Origin of the sequence: Mycolicibacterium thermoresistibile (assembly GCF_900187065.1) — a bacterium.
Classification (GTDB): domain Bacteria; phylum Actinomycetota; class Actinomycetes; order Mycobacteriales; family Mycobacteriaceae; genus Mycobacterium; species Mycobacterium thermoresistibile.
Genome location: NZ_LT906483.1, coordinates 4,754,662 through 4,770,676, shown reverse-complemented (window position 1 = coordinate 4,770,676; position 16,015 = coordinate 4,754,662). Strand labels below are relative to the sequence as shown.

14 protein-coding genes are annotated in these 16,015 nt (G+C 69.4%); 4 read left to right on the top strand and 10 right to left on the bottom strand.

The annotated features are described in order from the left end of the window. Positions 1-17: 17 nt before the first annotated feature. Positions 18-1,217 (top strand): cytochrome P450, encoded by a 1,200-nt coding sequence (locus CKW28_RS22695; protein WP_003924181.1) that lies wholly within the window; start codon positions 18-20, stop codon positions 1,215-1,217. Between the two features lie 14 nt (positions 1,218-1,231). On the opposite strand, the gene CKW28_RS22690 is transcribed toward CKW28_RS22695, so the two are convergent. The 7 genes from CKW28_RS22690 to CKW28_RS22660 all read right to left on the bottom strand — a co-directional run bounded on the left by CKW28_RS22690 (position 1,232) and on the right by CKW28_RS22660 (position 6,457). Then, entirely contained in the window at positions 1,232-2,023 is a 792-nt protein-coding gene (locus CKW28_RS22690) for an SDR family oxidoreductase (protein ID WP_003924182.1), read from the bottom strand. A gap of 3 nt (positions 2,024-2,026) precedes the next feature. Then, complete coding sequence (locus tag CKW28_RS22685; RefSeq protein WP_003924183.1) at positions 2,027-2,584, bottom strand: nuclear transport factor 2 family protein; 558 nt, start codon at positions 2,582-2,584, stop codon at positions 2,027-2,029. Positions 2,585-2,660: 76 nt separating this feature from the next. Then, the gene (locus CKW28_RS22680; protein WP_040546178.1) at positions 2,661-3,341 is read right to left on the bottom strand and encodes a TetR/AcrR family transcriptional regulator; all 681 of its coding nucleotides are present in this window, start codon (positions 3,339-3,341) and stop codon (positions 2,661-2,663) included. A 187-nt stretch (positions 3,342-3,528) separates the two neighbouring features. Next, complete coding sequence (locus CKW28_RS22675) at positions 3,529-4,221, bottom strand: alpha/beta fold hydrolase (protein ID WP_003924186.1); 693 nt, start codon at positions 4,219-4,221, stop codon at positions 3,529-3,531. A gap of 97 nt (positions 4,222-4,318) precedes the next feature. Then, the gene (locus tag CKW28_RS22670; RefSeq protein WP_003924188.1) at positions 4,319-4,597 is read right to left on the bottom strand and encodes a WhiB family transcriptional regulator; all 279 of its coding nucleotides are present in this window, start codon (positions 4,595-4,597) and stop codon (positions 4,319-4,321) included. Positions 4,598-4,901: 304 nt separating this feature from the next. Continuing rightward, a complete protein-coding gene (locus CKW28_RS22665) occupies positions 4,902-5,192 on the bottom strand; it encodes a DUF4193 domain-containing protein (RefSeq protein WP_003924189.1) in 291 nt (96 codons plus the stop codon). 98 nt (positions 5,193-5,290) lie between these two features. Then, positions 5,291-6,457: a site-2 protease family protein gene (locus CKW28_RS22660; RefSeq protein ID WP_040546179.1), complete on the bottom strand. Its 1,167-nt coding sequence runs from the start codon at positions 6,455-6,457 to the stop codon at positions 5,291-5,293. Positions 6,458-6,566: 109 nt separating this feature from the next. Between CKW28_RS22660 and CKW28_RS22655 the strand changes: the two genes are divergently transcribed. Next, positions 6,567-7,418 carry an LLM class flavin-dependent oxidoreductase gene (locus CKW28_RS22655; RefSeq protein WP_003924194.1) on the top strand — a complete coding sequence of 284 codons (852 nt, stop codon included), beginning with the start codon at positions 6,567-6,569 and terminating at the stop codon, positions 7,416-7,418. A gap of 3 nt (positions 7,419-7,421) precedes the next feature. On the opposite strand, the gene CKW28_RS22650 is transcribed toward CKW28_RS22655, so the two are convergent. Both CKW28_RS22650 and CKW28_RS22645 read right to left on the bottom strand, forming a co-directional pair. Next, the gene (locus CKW28_RS22650) at positions 7,422-8,879 is read right to left on the bottom strand and encodes a protein adenylyltransferase SelO (protein WP_003924195.1); all 1,458 of its coding nucleotides are present in this window, start codon (positions 8,877-8,879) and stop codon (positions 7,422-7,424) included. A gap of 81 nt (positions 8,880-8,960) precedes the next feature. Next, positions 8,961-10,061 carry a class I SAM-dependent methyltransferase gene (locus tag CKW28_RS22645; RefSeq protein ID WP_003924198.1) on the bottom strand — a complete coding sequence of 367 codons (1,101 nt, stop codon included), beginning with the start codon at positions 10,059-10,061 and terminating at the stop codon, positions 8,961-8,963. A gap of 390 nt (positions 10,062-10,451) precedes the next feature. Here CKW28_RS22645 and hrpA point away from each other — a divergent pair, with 390 nt between their 5' ends. Both hrpA and nrdF read left to right on the top strand, forming a co-directional pair. Further along, positions 10,452-14,387 (top strand): ATP-dependent RNA helicase HrpA, encoded by a 3,936-nt coding sequence (hrpA, locus tag CKW28_RS22640; protein ID WP_040546167.1) that lies wholly within the window; start codon positions 10,452-10,454, stop codon positions 14,385-14,387. A gap of 193 nt (positions 14,388-14,580) precedes the next feature. Further along, entirely contained in the window at positions 14,581-15,567 is a 987-nt protein-coding gene (nrdF, locus tag CKW28_RS22635) for a class 1b ribonucleoside-diphosphate reductase subunit beta (RefSeq protein WP_003924200.1), read from the top strand. A gap of 37 nt (positions 15,568-15,604) precedes the next feature. Here the strand turns inward: nrdF and CKW28_RS22630 are convergent, their stop codons facing one another. Further along, positions 15,605-15,979, bottom strand: coding sequence for a hypothetical protein (locus tag CKW28_RS22630; RefSeq protein WP_040546180.1), 375 nt, complete (start codon positions 15,977-15,979; stop codon positions 15,605-15,607). Between the last annotated feature and the right edge of the window lie 36 nt (positions 15,980-16,015).

The window sequence follows — 16,015 nt, the reverse complement described above, 5'->3', positions numbered from 1 at the left end:
GCGGAATCGAGGAGAATATGCGCGTCCTGGGTGGCAGCCGGCTGTATTACGACCCCTACGACATCGAGATCGACCGGGATCCATACCCCACCTATCGGGTGCTGCGTGACGAGGTTCCGTTGTATTACAACGACAAGTTCGACTTCTGGGCGCTGAGCCGCTACGCCGACGTCGAAGCCGCCCTGCGGGACGTGGAGAATCTCAGTTCGGCCAAGGGCGACATCCTCGAGGTGGTCAAAGCGGAACCGGTGATGCCGCTGGGGGTGTTCATCCACGAGGACCCGCCACTGCACACCGTGCATCGGCTACTGGTCTCACGGGCGTTCACGCCCAGGAAGATGGCCGCGATCGAGGATCAGGTGCGGGCGTTCTGCGCGGCCTGCCTCGACCCGCTGAACGCGGGAGACCGGTTCGACTTCACCCGCGACCTCGGTGCCGAGATGCCGATGCGGGTGATCGGCATGCTGGTGGGGATGCCCGATTCCCTGCAGCGCGAGGTGCGCTCGGTCGCCGGGCGCCGGCTCCGCAACCAACCGGGGCGGCCGCTGCCGGTGAGCAGGGACAACTACTTCAACGGCGACATGTTCAGAGACTATGTGGCCTGGCGCGAACGGCACCCGTCCGACGACCTGGTCACCGAACTGCTCAACGTCGAATTCGAGGACGTCTCGGGTACGGTGCGCCGGTTGCGCACCGAAGAGCTGCTGGTCTTCCTCGGAGTGATCGCCAACGCCGGCACCGAGACCGTCGGACGGTTGTTCGGCTGGCTGGGCAAACTCCTGGGCGAGCACCCCGATCAACGACGCGAGCTGGCGCGCGATCCGGCACTGATCCCCGGCGCGGTCGAGGAGGTTCTGCGCTATGAGTCGCCGGTGCACAACATCGCCCGGTATGTCGCCAACGACGTCGAGTATCACGGACAGACGGTGCCGGCCGGAAGCGCCCTGTTGCTGATGGCCGGGGCGGCCAACCGCGACGAGCGCCGGTTCGAGGACCCGGACCGATTCGACATCCACCGCAGCTCCGGCAGCCATCTGGCGTTCGGGCGGGGTACCCATTTCTGCCTGGGTGCGTCGCTGGCCCGGCTGGAGGGCCGGGTGGCGCTGGAGGAGATTCTCAAGCGGTGGCCGGACTGGACGATCGACGCCGACAACGCGGTGCGCGCACCCACCGCGACGGTCCGGGGCTGGGACAGCATGCCCGCCGTGCTGGGCTGACGTCCGGCGGGTGATCAGCCCGATGTGCGGCGAACCGGCACGTTGAGCTTGCTGTCAGGGCCCGGCACGTCGGGAAAAGTCATCGGCCACGCGGGTTTTCCATGCTGGGTGACCCAGCAGGCGCCGGTCTGTCCGATCGGCGCACGGGCCGCGGCCAGCACCGCGTCGGAAACGGTGTCCGCCTCCATCACCGGCACCCCGATGCGCTCCACCAGCGGGCGACGGTCCCCGAGCACACCGGTCTCGGTGATGCCCGGGCAGATGGTGTGCACCGCGATTCCCTCCGGCGCCAGATTCGGCGCGATCGAACGCATGAACCCGACCACCGCGTGCTTGCCCAGCGAGTACACCGGATCCGGGTGCCACGGGATCAGCCCCGCCAGCGATGCGGTGGCCAGAATGACCCCGTGGGACCGCCGGGTTCGGACCCGCATGGAGCGCACCGCGGCTCGCGCACCGAAGACCACCCCGTCGAGGTTGACGCCGACCGATCGGCGGTACTGGGCCAGGTCCAGTTCGGCGATGTCGCCGGACCATTCGATGGTGATGCCGGCGTTGAGGAAAGCCAGGTCGACACCGCCCAGCTCGTGAGTGCATGCGGCGAAGACGCGGTCCACCTGTGCCGGATCGGACACATCGCATCGAACCGCGACCCCGTTCACGGTGTCGGCGACCTCGGCGGCCGCGTCAGCGTCGATGTCGGCCACGCACACCCGCATACCCGCCGCCGCGAGGCGTTGCGCGGTGGCCTTGCCGATCCCGGAGCCGCCGCCGGTCACCAGTGCGGCGCGACCGTCAAGCCGCACCGGTCACCACCGCTCGACCGGTGCGCTCTCCAGCTGCAGCGGCCGAATGTAGGAGGCGTCGGACTTGTCCCACTTTCCCTTGATGAAGCCCTGGACGGCACCGGAATTGAGCATCGATGAATCGCCGCTCATCATCCACTCGATGGTGCAGCGCCGGACCGCGATCTTCCACACGCCGTCCCGTCGCTCCAGGCGGTCGAGGTAGCGGCCACCCATCAACGAGACGACCTTGCCGCCCCTGGCCCGCATGGCGCCGATCACGTAACTCTCGGCATGTGCCTCGTCGCCGTCGATCTCGCAGGTGTGTGTGGTGATGTTGTGCAGATGGTCCTCGAACACCGCACTGTGCGCGGCGTTGGCCCACTCGCCGTACTCGGGGCCGGATTTCACGGTCGGGCCGTGTTCGTCGACGCCGTCCTCCCAGTAGACGCCACTCATCAGGTCGGCGTCGTGGCGGTCGTGACCGCGGGCCTGATTCATCACGCAGTCCAGGATCGCCGCGCGGTCTTCAAGGTACTGCACCCGTCGGCGCAATTGTTCGAGTTCGTCCGAATTGGTCATGGGTCCCTCCCACCGTCGCTGTTGTACGGATGTATAGCACAATTGCCATACGTGCGTACAGGACAGCGGAAAGTGCTCAGTGACCCGGAGACTTCGGACGATGCGCAGCGGATTTGCGTTGGGGTGTGCTCTTCGCCCCGGTCTTGGTCTCTGCCGTGCCGGCTGTCGGCTGGAGGGCGTCCATATAACGTTCGAACGCCGCCGCCATCTCGTGGTGTGCGGTCTTCACCCCGACGCCCGCCTCCAGGTTGAGCAGCTTCGGCAGCCCCGACAGCAGCAGTTGCAGCGCGGGCAGGCTGAGGTCGAACTCCGCGCCGAGTCGGGCGTCCTTGCCGAACTTCGCCGACAACGCATCCAACTGGATCTTGCGGACTTTCCTGGTCGCCGACGCGATCTCCGACCGGATGTTCTTGCGGTGGTTGCCGAGCGCCATGAACTCCGTCATGAGCGCACCGGTCGCCTCATCCCAGCTGTATTCCCACAACGCCCGCAGGGGATCGTCGGCCCGCTCGGCGAGCACCTTGTTCAGCTGGGCGATGTTGCGTTCCGAATAGCGCCGGATCGCGGCGATGAAGATGTCGTCCAGTGTCGGGAAGTAGTACTGCACCAGGCTCGGGGTGACACCGGCCTTGGCCGCAAGTGCACGATAGGTGACACTGGCATACCCCTCGGCGAGCATCATCTGTTCGACACAGTTGAGCAGGGTGTCGCGGGTCTTGGACGTCTCGGCGCCGACACGCCGGGTGGATGAGGCCATGGTCTCCTCGTTCGATCGGCTGCGCACATTCTTCCCGCGGTGCGAGATACTGCCAAACGCGGACAGCGTCCGACAGCTCGCGCGCCGGGAGCGCACCGAGTCCGCCGAGCAGCCGTCCGGACTGTCAGGCTCGACCCGAACGGCGGCCCCGTCGTTGGCGGTTGCGGGCTCGCCGGCGATGTCGCGCCTAACGTGCTGCGGTGGCGATGATCTCGGCGAGCTCGGCCGGCCGGGTGGCCATGGGGCCGTGGCCGGTGTCGATCTTCGCGACGGTGCCGACGTGGCTCGCGAACTCCTCCTGCAGCGCAACCGAGAACATCTGGTCCCGCAGTGCGATCACGTAGGTGGCGGGATGCTGCTGCCAGCCCAGGCCGGTGACCGGCTCGCTGAGGGTGCCCATCGCGTGCGGGCCCAGTTTGTCCACCACCGACTCGAACTGCTCCTCGGTGGCGTCGTTGAACAGCGCCTGCCGGGCCGCGTCACGCTTCATCGTGGCGGTGCCGTCCTCGCGCACCTCGAGCGCGGGGGCGAGATCACCCTGCGGGTCCGGATCTCGCGCCAGCACGTCACTGACGGACTCGCCGGCCTGCGGCAGGGCCGCGCAGACGTAGATCAGATGCGCCACGTGATCGTTGTCCGCCGAGGCCTCCGTGATCACCGCGCCACCGTAGGAGTGACCGACGAGCACGGCCGGCTGGTCGAACTGTTTCAGGGCGTCCCGCACCACATGCGCGTCACGGGCGAGCGTTCCATCCGGCTTCCGGCTGGACAGCTCGACGGTCCGGGCCTGCACGCCGCACGACGCGAGCTCGGCCACCACCTGGTCCCACACCCAGGAACCGGAGAACGCACCGTGCACCAGCAGAATGGGTTTCGCCATCAGACCTACTTCACTTTCAGCCGTCCGAACCGCAAGTATCCCAGGTCACAGTCGCCCTCGGTCGCCGGTCGCCGCCGGGTCCGATCCAGCACCGGGGTCAGTCCATCACCCGGGGGAGGAACTCCGCCCAGGAGTCCACCTCCGGGTGTCTGCGCAGCAGCGCCCGGCGTTGCCGTTCGGTCAGCCCGCCCCACACGCCGTATTCGATCCGGTTGTCCAATGCGTCGGCAGCGCACTGTGTGCGCACCGGACACGGCCGGCAGATCTTCGCCGCCTTGCGCTGGGCCGCGCCCCGGACGAACAAGGTGTCCGGATCGGCTGCGCGGCAGCGCGCCCGCAGCACCCAGTCGATGCGATCCTCGAACGTCGACGTCATCGTCCCCCCCTGTAGGCGCCGATTCCACACGTTTTGTGTGTCCCAGGTCCCCCCGACCTGGCATCACCTACAGAGATATCACCGGCCACCGACAGGAGCGCTCAGCCGTCGTGCCACGGCGGCCGACGTGCGGGTTGCGCGCACCGGAGACACCGCGGCTGCCCGGCCGGAGCAGATCCGGCCGGGCAGCCGCGGTCCCAGATCGCTGCGCTCAGCCCGAGGCGGCCCCGAACATCAGGCCCCGAACATCAGGCCCCGAACATCAGGCCCCGAACATCAGGCCCCGAACATCAGGCCCCGAACATCAGGCACAGTCGACGCACACCGAATCGGAGCCGGCCGCCAACCGGCTGCGGTGTTGCACCAGGAAACAACTCGTGCAGGTGAACTCGTCGTCCTGCTTCGGGATCACCCGAACCGTCAGCTCCTCGCCGGACAGGTCGGCGCCCGGCAGTTCGACACCCTCGAGGAGGTCGGCGTCGTCGACCTCCAGCACCGGCGCCGCCTCGGCGCGCCGCACCGCCAACTCCTCCAGCGAGTCGGTGGGTTCGAGATCGTCCTGTTTTCGTCTTGGAGCGTCGTAATCAACAGTCATGGCAGTGCCTCGTAGTCTCGGTTTCCGTCGGTCAAACGGACATCGAGCGCCTGTTGTTCCCGTATCGCCCGACGAGTAAACAGATTCTGCTGGGTGGGTCAGCGTGACCACGGGTGACCAGGGCTGATGTCCGGACCGCCGGAGCCTATCTCAGCGGTCAAACCGTGCAGCGCCGCGGCACGGCTGATGTCGGTGGGCGAGACGATACCGACCAGCCGGCCCCGCTCGAACACCAGCGCACGACCGTCGGCGCAGCCACCGAGGCGGGGCAGCAGATCGGTCAGCAGCTCATCGGGGGCGGCGGTGGGAACCTCGTTGACCGGACACGCCACCTGGCGTAGCAGGGCGGTGGCCCGCTCCTCGGGTGACAACGACCGGATGCGGTTGAGGGTGATCAACCCCTCCACCCGGCCGAAGGCGTCCACCAGCGGAAACGCCGAATGGCGCCGGAACAGCAGGACGTCGTGGAGGAACCGGGCCACGGTGAGGTCCCCCGGCACCGTCTCGGGCTGCGGCGTCATCACGTCCCGCACCCGCACCCCGGCCAGCGCTGCGGTGGTGCGGGCCTGATACTCCTCGGCGCCGGCCATGGTCACGATGAACAGGCCGAGCAGGATGTACCACAGCCCGCCCAGGCCGGTCATCGCCTGAACCAGACCCAGCGCGATCAAGGTGAAACCGAACAACCGGCCGGCCCGCGCGGCCCACACGGTGGCGACGTACTGGTCGCCCCGCCACGCCCAGATCGCCGCGCGCAGGATGCGTCCGCCGTCCAGGGGAGCCGCCGGGATCAGGTTGAACACCGCCAGCACCACGTTGATGATCGCCAGGTAGAGCAGGACCGCGTGGGTGAGGTCGCCGAGGCCCGCCCCCTCGGCGAGCCAGGTCGCGGCCCCGAAGATCGCCGCCATCAGCAGGCTGGTCAGCGGTCCCACCACCGCGATCCGGAAGGCCGCGCCGGGGGTCAGCGCGTCGCCGCGCAGCCGGGCCACCCCGCCGAGCAGCCACAGCGTGATGCCGTCGACCTCCACCCCGTTGCGCCGGGCCACCACCGCGTGCGCGAGTTCGTGCGCCAGCAGCGACAGGACGAACAACGCCGCGGTGCCGAATGCGGCTGTGATGTAGGCGGCCTGCGGATATCCGCCCACGACCGACTGCAGTTGCACCGACAGCCCGACCACGAGCAACAAGACGATGCCCAGCACACTCCAGTGCACCCCGACCGGGATCCCGGCTATCCGGCCCAACCGCACCGTCGCCTTCACCACGTCTCCTCTCGACCGCTTCACCTGCCAGTCTGCCCGCCGCACCGGCACTTCGGCGGGGAGTGTGATGCGAAAAGCGGGTAGACCTGAAGATCTGAGGAGGCCTGTCATGACCGACTATGGGCACGATCTGCTGTTCGGCACCTTCGTCACACCCAGCAATCATCCGCCGCACCATCCGGTCGAACAGGCCGTGGTCGCCGACCGGGCCGGGCTGGACCTGGTGACATTCCAGGATCACCCGTACGTGGCGAAGTACCACGACACCTGGACGCTGATGTCCTATGCGGCGGCCCGCACCCAGCGGGTACGGCTCAGCGCCAACGTGGCGAACCTGCCGTTGCGGCCGCCGGCGGTGCTGGCCCGGTCGGCCGCCGGTCTCGATCTGCTCAGCGGCGGCCGGGTGGAGCTGGGGCTGGGTGCGGGCGCGTTCTGGGACGGGGTGGTCGCGATGGGCGGTGAGCGCCGCAGTCCCGGTGCGGCGATCAAGGCGCTCGAGGAGGCGATCGCCGTCATCCGCGGCATCTGGGACGTCGACGCCGCCGGGGTGCTCGACGTCGACGGTGCCCACTACCGGATCCGCGGGGCCAAACGCGGGCCCGCGCCGGCGCACCGGATCAGCATCTGGATCGGCGGGTACGGACCGCGGATGCTCGGGTTGGTCGGCCGGCTCGCCGACGGCTGGCTGCCGTCGCTGCAGTACCTGTCCGGCGGGGTGTCCGACCTGACCGCGATGAACCAGCGCATCGACGACGCGGCCGTCGCCGCCGGACGCGACCCCCGGCAGATCCGCCGGCTCCTCAACGTCGGCGGGCAGCCCTCCGCCGACGAGTTGGCCGACATCGCCCTGAGCCACGGCATCAGCGCGTTCATCCTGGCCTCTGACGACACCGCCACCACGGAACGGTTCGCCGCCGAGGTCGCCCCGGCGGTGCGGGAGCTCGTCACCGCCCAGCGGTAGGCGTCAGGTGCCGCAGAAGGTCTGGTAGGGGCCGAACGATTCCGGTGCCGGTTCGGTGTAGCGCTCCAGGCCGGGACGTTCCGTGAACGGGTCGGTGACCACCGTCAGCAGCCGGCGGAACGGCTCCATGTCTCCGTCGACGGCCGCGCTGAGGGCCTGTTCCACCAGATGGTTGCGCGGGATGTAGACGGGGTTGGACCGGTCCATCAGCTCAGGATCCGGGTCCAGATCGCGCCACCGGCTCAGCCAGCGGTCGAACTCGGCGAGGTCCAGGAATACTCCCCGTGCGGGTTCGGTGTCGCCGCGGGCGGCGCGGCTCAGGGTCCGGAAGAACGACGTGTAGTCGATGTGGCTCTGGATCAGTTGGGCGAGCAGATCGTCGATCAGTTCCTTGGGGATGTCCGCGTTGGCGCGGAATCCGAGCTTGGTGCGCATACCGGCGGTCCAGGCCGCCTCGTACTGGCCCGGGAAACCCTGCAACGCCTGGGTGGCGACGGCGATCGCGCGGTCGGTGTCGTCGGCCAGCAACGGCAGCAGGGCTTCGGCGAACCGGGCCAGATTCCAGCCCGCGATGGCTGGCTGGTTGCCGTAGGCGTAGCGGCCCCGGTCATCGATGGAACTGAACACCGTCGCCGGGTCGTAGACGTCGAGGAACGCGCACGGCCCGTAGTCGATGGTCTCCCCGGAGATCGTGGTGTTGTCGGTGTTCATCACGCCGTGCACGAAGCCGACCAGCATCCACCGGGCCACCAGCCGGGCCTGCACCGAGATCACCGCCTCGAACAATCCCAGATACGGGTTGGCCGCGTCGGCGGCCGCCGGGTGGTGCCGGGCGATGGCGTGGTCGGCGAGCCGACGGACCAGCGCCTCATCGCCGACGAGCGCGGCGTACTGGAAGCTGCCCACCCGCAGATGGCTGGACGCCACCCGGGCCAGCACCGCGCCGGGAAGTTCGGTCTCCCGGTACACCGGCCGGCCGGTGGCGACCACCGACAGGGATCGGGTGGTGGGCACGCCGAGTGCGTGCATCGCCTCGCTGACCAGGTACTCACGCAACATCGGCCCGACCGCGGCCAGCCCGTCGCCGCCCCGGGCGAACGGGGTGGCGCCGGAGCCCTTCAGATGCAGGTCACGCAGCCGGCCCTGCTCGTCAACAAGTTCGCCGAGCAGCAACGCCCGACCGTCGCCGAGGCGGGGGACCAACCCCCCGAACTGATGACCGGCGTAGGCCTGCGCCACCGGGGTGGCCCCCGGCGGGAGCGACGTGCCGATCAGGAACCGCACCCCGTCGGGGCTGCGCAGCCAGTCCGGGTCGAGACCCAACTCGCGGGCCAGCGCCTCGTTGACGACGAGCAGCTTCGGGTCGGGCGCCGACTCGGCCTGCCACGCCACCGCGAGCTCCGGCAGCTCGCGGGCGAAACGGTTGTCCAGGGTCACGGCCTCGGCCGGTGCGGCACTCACATCACCAGGCTACGGAACGAGGTCATGTCCCGGCCGTGCGTCAGGCAGGAACGGATCGGGGCTGAAGACGGCGCGTGAACGTCACGGCCGGACCTCGAAGACGTTGTTGAACGGAGTGTCCGCGACCAGTCGGAACCGGGTGAAACCCGCCGCGGTCACGACCTCCCGGATCCGGGCCGGTCCGGCCTGTGTGCCCAGCGCCAACCCGACGGGCTGGGACAGCGACGCCGGGGTGCACAGCAGGGTCGAGAAGCCGTAATAGGCCCGGCCGATCGGCGTGAGATTGTCTTCGACACGGTCGCCGGCGGCGGGCTCCACGATCATCCAGGTGCCGTCGTCGGCGATCACCTCGCGGAGATGCCGGGCCGCACCGACCGGATCGCCCATGTCGTGGAGGCAGTCGAACATCGTGATGAGGTCGTAGGGTCCGCCGGCGACGGCGTCCGCACCGGCCGTTTCGAAGGCGATGTTGCGTACCGCGTCCGGCCCCGTCCCGGCGGCGCGTTGCCGGGCGACCTCGATCGACGGCGCGTGAACGTCGCTGCCCTGGAACGTCGACCGTGGGAACGCCTCGGCCATCAACCTCGTCGACGCGCCGTGACCGCAGCCTACGTCGGCGACCGAGGCGCCGGCGGTGAGCTTGTCGAGCACCCCGTCGAGTGCGGGCAGCCACTCGGCGAGCAGATGTGCGTGATAGGTGGGCCGGAAGAACCGTTCGCACCCGATGTGCACGTCCGCATTGTGGTCGCCCCAGCCGACACCGCCGCCGGTGCGGGCGGCCTCGAGGATCGAGGCGGTGTCGCAGACGGTTCCGTGCGCGATCTGGAACAGGCCGCCGACGAATGCCGGGCTGGTCTCATCGGTGAGTGCCTCGGCATGCTCGGGCGGCAGCAGGTACCGGCCGGTGGTGGGGTCGTAGCTGACGAACGCCCCGGCGGCCTGGGCGTTGAGCCATTCCCGCGCGTAGTGCTCATCGGTGCCGGTCCGCTCGGCCAACTCGGCCGGTGTGCTGGCGCCGTGCGCGGCCAGGCTCCGGTAGTAGCCGAGCCGGTCGCCCATCACCACCAGAGCGGCGTTGAGCGCGGCGCCGACCTCCGTCACGGCGCGGAGGACGAAAGCCATCAGATTCTCCGGGTCGACGCCCCGGGTGGTCGGGCCGGACGGGGTGCGTGGTGCGGTCATGACGTGTCCTACGGATGAGCGATCAGCCCACAGCGAGTCGTCATCTGCACCGCGAACCGGAACCGGTGCCGGCCGCCATCGGCCTTGATTGATGGGTCTGGATCCCATCCTGGTACGCCCGCGGAGCCTGGTCCATCCCCGGAGCATCGGACGGTTGCGTGCGAAACGAGTTCGGCCGCCGCCGACCGCCGGGACCATCCCGTCGGAAACGGTCCGGGAGCCGTCGTACGTGCAACTACTGCGGAAAAACCGCCCGCACAGCGCAGCGGTTTCACGTTGGGCGCGGGGGAGGGGTGCGGGGGAGGGGGCGCGCGGGAGGGTTGGGGCAACAGGTCACAGCCCCGGGAACAGGGCACAGCCCGGATCTGCGGGCGGCCTATCGTGGTACCAGTGTCCGATCCGTCTCACGACGTGCGTGCGCTGCGCGCCCGCCTCGACGGCCTCACCCATCGCGACGCCGCCCGGCTCGGCCGTCGGCTGAGGCAGGTGCGGGGCGCCAAACCGGAACAGTTGCAGCGCATCGCCGAACAGATCGCCGCCGGTGAGGCGCTCGTCGCTGCCCGGGCGGCCGCGGTGCCCGAGATCAGCTATCCGGATCTGCCGGTCAGCGAGCGCCGCCACGAGATCGCCGAGGCCATCGCCAACCATCAGGTGGTCGTCGTGGCGGGGGAGACCGGGTCGGGCAAGACCACCCAGCTGCCGAAGATCTGTCTGGAACTCGGCCGCGGCATCCGCGGCACCATCGGGCACACCCAGCCGCGCCGGCTGGCGGCCCGCACCGTCGCGCAGCGCATCGCCGACGAACTGGGCACCCCGCTGGGGGAGGCGGTCGGTTACACCGTGCGCTTCACCGATCAGGCCGGCGACCGAACCCTGGTCAAACTGATGACCGACGGCATCCTGCTGGCCGAGATCCAGCGAGACCGGCGGCTGCTGCGCTACGACACGATCATCATCGACGAGGCCCACGAACGCAGCCTCAACATCGACTTCCTGCTCGGCTATCTGAAGGGGCTGCTCCCGCGGCGGCCCGACCTCAAGGTGATCATCACCTCCGCCACGATCGAGCCGCGCCGGTTCGCCAAGCACTTCGACGCCCCCGTGGTGGAGGTGTCCGGTCGCACCTACCCGGTGGAGATCCGGTACCGCCCACTGGAAGTGCCGGCCGGCACCGACACCGCGGACGATCCCGACGACCCCGACCACGAGATCGTCCGCACCGAGATCCGCGATCAGACCGAGGCCATCATCGACGCGGTGCGGGAACTCGACGCCGAACCACCCGGCGATGTGCTGGTCTTCCTCTCCGGAGAACGGGAGATCCGCGACACCGCGGAGGCATTGCGGGGCACCCTGGATCCCGACGTCGAAGTGTTGCCGCTGTACGCCCGGCTGCCCACCGCCGAACAGCAGAAGGTGTTCACCCCGCATCGGTTACGGCGGCGGATCGTGTTGGCCACCAACGTCGCCGAGACGTCGCTCACCGTCCCCGGGATCCGCTACGTCGTCGACCCGGGCACCGCCCGGATCTCCCGGTACAGCAGACGCACCAAGGTGCAGCGGCTGCCGATCGAACCGATCTCGCAGGCGTCGGCCGCCCAGCGCGCCGGCCGATCCGGCCGGGTGGCGCCCGGCGTGTGCATCCGGCTGTACTCCGAGGAGGACTTCGAGTCCCGCCCCGAATTCACCGAGCCCGAGATCCTGCGCACCAACCTCGCGGCGGTGATCCTGCAGATGGCCGCCCTGGGTTTCGGTGCGGTGGAGGACTTCCCGTTCCTCGACCCGCCGGATCAGCGCAGCATCCGCGACGGGGTCGCGCTGCTGCGCGAGCTGGGCGCATTCGACGAGCGCGGGGAGATCACCGACGTCGGGCGGCGGCTGGCCCAGCTGCCCGTCGACCCGCGGCTGGGGCGCATGGTGCTGCAGGCCGAGACCGAGGGATGCGTGCGCGAGGTGCTGGTGCTGGCCGCCGCACTGTCCATCCCCGACCCACGCGAACGCCCCCTTGACAAGGAGGACGCCGCCCGGGCCAAACATGCCCGGTTCGCCGACGAGCACTCCGACTTCATGTCCTACCTGAACCTGTGGCGGTATCTCACCGAGCAGCGAAAGGAACGGTCCGGCAACTCATTCCGCCGGATGTGCCGGGAGGAGTTCCTGCACTACCTGCGCATCCGGGAATGGCAGGACCTGGTCGGGCAACTGCGCAGCATCGCCCGCGACATCGGTATCCGCGAATCGCCCGACCCCGAACCGGCCGCGCCCGACCGGATCCACGCCGCCTTGCTGGCCGGGCTGCTGTCGCACGTCGGGATGCGCGACGACCAGCGCGACCGCAAGAGCCGGGACCGCGCCCGGGACCGCGGCCCGCGCGAATACCTCGGCGCCCGCAACACCCGTTTCGTCCTGGCCCCCGGATCGGTGCTCACCAGACAACCGCCGCGGTGGGTGGTCGTCGCCGAGCTGGTCGAGACGTCCCGGTTGTACGGGCGGATCGCGGCCCGCATCGACCCGCAGACGGTGGAGCGTGTCGGCGCGCACCTGGTGCAGCGCGGCTACAGCGAACCGCACTGGGACGCCCAGCGCGGTGCGGCGATGGCCTACGAGCGGGTGACGCTCTACGGGTTGCCGGTGGTGCCGCGCCGCCGGGTCGGATACGCCACCGTGGAACCGGAGGTGGCCCGCGAGCTGTTCATCCGGCACGCCCTGGTCGAGGGCGACTGGCACACCAGGCACCGCTTCTTCCACGACAACGCCCGGCTGCGTGACGAACTGGCCGCACTCGAGGACCGGGCACGGCGCCGCGACCTGCTGGTCGGCGACGACGAGATCTACGAGTTCTACGCCGCCCGGATACCCGACACCGTGGTGTCGGCCCGTCACTTCGACGCATGGTGGAAGAAGCAACGCCACCGCACCCCGGATCTGCTCACCATGCGCCGCGAGGATCTGCTGCGCACCGACGACGCGGACGCCGAACAACCCGACACCTGGCAGAGCGGGGATGTGGAGCTGCCGCTGAGCTACCGCTTCGAACCCGGGGCCGCCGACGACGGGGTCACCGTGCACGTGCCGGTCCACGTGCTGGCCCGGTTGGGCGGCGACGACTTCGCCTGGCAGGTCCCCGCGCTGCGTGAGGAACTGATCACCGAACTGATCCGGTCGCTGCCCAAGGACCTGCGCCGCAACTTCGTTCCCGCCCCCGACACCGCCCGCGCGCTGCTGACCACCCTGCAACCCGGCGACGAGCCGCTCCTGGAAGCGGTGCAACGCGAACTGCACCGTCGCACCGGCATCCTCGTTCCGATCGACGCGTTCGATCTGGACCGCCTGCCCGCCCACCTGCGGGTCACCTTCGCGGTGGAGGGCCCCGACGGCACCGAAGTGGCCCGCGGCAAGGACCTCGCGGCGCTGCAGGAGCGACTGGCCGGCACCACCCGCCGGGCCGTCGCCGACGCCGTCGGCGCCGACCTGGAACGCACCGGGCTGCGGGACTGGCCCGAGGACCTCGAGGAACTGCCCCGCACCGTGGAACGCCGCGCGGTGCGCGGATACCCCGCCCTGGTCGACACCGGGCCGGCGGTGGACCTGCGGGTGCTGCCCACCGAGGCCGAGCAGTCCGCGGCGATGCGTCCCGGCCTGCGGCGTCTGCTGCGGCTGACGGTGCCGTCCCCGGTCAAGGCGGTGGAACGGGCACTGGACCCGCGCGCCCGGCTGGTCCTGGGCAACAACCCGCACGGATCGCCGACGGCGCTGCTGGAGGACTGCGCCGACGCCGCCGTCGACGTGCTGGCCCAGACGCCGGTGTGGACCCGTGCCGAGTTCCTCGCCGTGCGGGACCGGGTGGCCGCGAAGCTGGCGGCCACCACCCAGAACGTCGTCGGTCGGGTCCAGCACGTGCTGGCCGCCGCGCAGCGGGTGCAGCTGGCGTTGCCCGACCCACCGCCGCCCACCCAGGCCGACGCGGTGGCCGACATCCGCGATCAGCTGGGCCGGCTGCTGCCGGCCGGGTTCGTCACCGCCTCCGGGGCGGGCCGGCTGGCGGACCTCACCCGGTACCTCACCGCGATCGAACGACGGCTGGAGCGTCTGCCGCACGCCGTGGCCGCCGACCGGGACCGGATGGCCCGGGTGCACGCGGTTCAGGAGGCCTACGAGGAGCTGGTGGCCGCGGTGTCACCGGCCCGCGCCGCCCGCCCCGACATCGCCGAGATCCGGTGGATGATCGAGGAGCTGCGCGTCAGTCTGTGGGCCCAGCAGCTCGGCACCGCGCGCCCGGTCAGCGAACAACGCATCTACCGGGCGATCGACGGTGTGCAGCTGTGAGCGTGACGGCCGACACCCCGCCGGGTCGGCTATCCTCGAGCGCTGCACACCCCGCGCGGGCATTCAACCACCCACCACTCGAGCTAACTCGCTGAACTGGCGTTTCTGCTAGGAAAACCAGCAGGTGCACGCCAGTATGTGGAGTGTTGGCCCGCGTTGCGGGGCGGCCGGATGGATCGGAAAGGGTGACGCGATGACAGAGCTCGCTGAAAAGACCACGACGGACGTCGCTCCGCTCGAGGCGATCAACTGGAACGATGTCACCGATCAGAAGGACATCGAGGTCTGGAACCGGCTGACGGCGAACTTCTGGTTGCCGGAGAAGGTGCCGTTGTCCAACGACCTGCCCAGCTGGCGCACCCTGACGCCGGAACAGCAGCAGCTGACCGTGCGGGTGTTCACCGGGCTGACCCTGCTGGACACCATGCAGGGCACCGTCGGCTGCATCGAGATGCTCGCCGATTCCAAGACCCAGCACGAGGAGGCCGTGTACACCAACATGGCCTTCATGGAGTCGGTGCACGCCAAGAGCTACAGCTCGATCTTCTCGACGCTGTGCTCGACCAGGGAGATCACCGAGGCGTTCGAGTGGTCCCGGACCAACCGGTTCCTGCAGCGCAAGGCCCGGATCGTGCACGATTACTACCGCGGCGACGACGCGCTGAAGAAGAAGATCAGCTCGGTGATGCTCGAGTCGTTCATGTTCTACAGCGGGTTCTATCTGCCGCTGTACTGGTCGACCCGGTCGATCCTGACCAACACCGCCGACATCATCCGGCTGATCATCCGCGACGAGGCCATCCACGGCCACTACATCGGCTACAAGTTCCAGCTCGGCTACAACGAGTCGACTCCCGAACGGCAGGCCGATCTGCAGGAGTTCGCCTACGACATGCTCACCGAGCTGTACGAGAACGAGGTCGACTACGCCCACGACCTGTACGACCCGCTCGGCATGACCGAACCGGTGTTGCCCTACATGCGGTTCAACGCCAACAAGGCGCTGTCGAACCTCGGCTTCGATCCGCTGTTCCCGGCCGACGACTGCCAGGTGGCTCCGGAGATCCTGGCCGCGCTCGACCCGGGCGCCGGGGAGAACCACGACTTCTTCTCCGGCAGCGGCGCGGCCTATGTCATCGGCACCGCGGAGAGCACCACCGACGAGGACTGGAACTGGTGAGGCGCCGGTCGCCTCACCGGGATCCGGCTGCGCACACTCAGCCGACCTTGTCGCCGCGGCGCTCCGCCAGGAACGACCGGATGCCGAGGATCAGATAGATCACCAGCAGCACGAACATGATCGTGCTCGTGACGACCGCGGCCGGACGCTCGGCGGTGCCGTCGAACACCGCCGGCAGTTTGAGCACGTTCATCACCGCGCCGAGCGCCGCCAGCAACGCGACCACCAGCGCGGTGATCATGGCCGGCTGACGCGCACCGTCGGAGCGGGCGCCCACGAACGCGGCGATGAGCAGCAGCACACCGACGAACGCCGGAATCAGGGCGGTGACGCTGACGGCGCCACTGGCGATGTAGGCGATCACGCCGGTCGCGACCAGCAGGCCTCCGGTCCAGTTGGTGAGGGTGATCATCGACGTCACGTCCTTTCTCCCAGGTGAGCGGCTGTT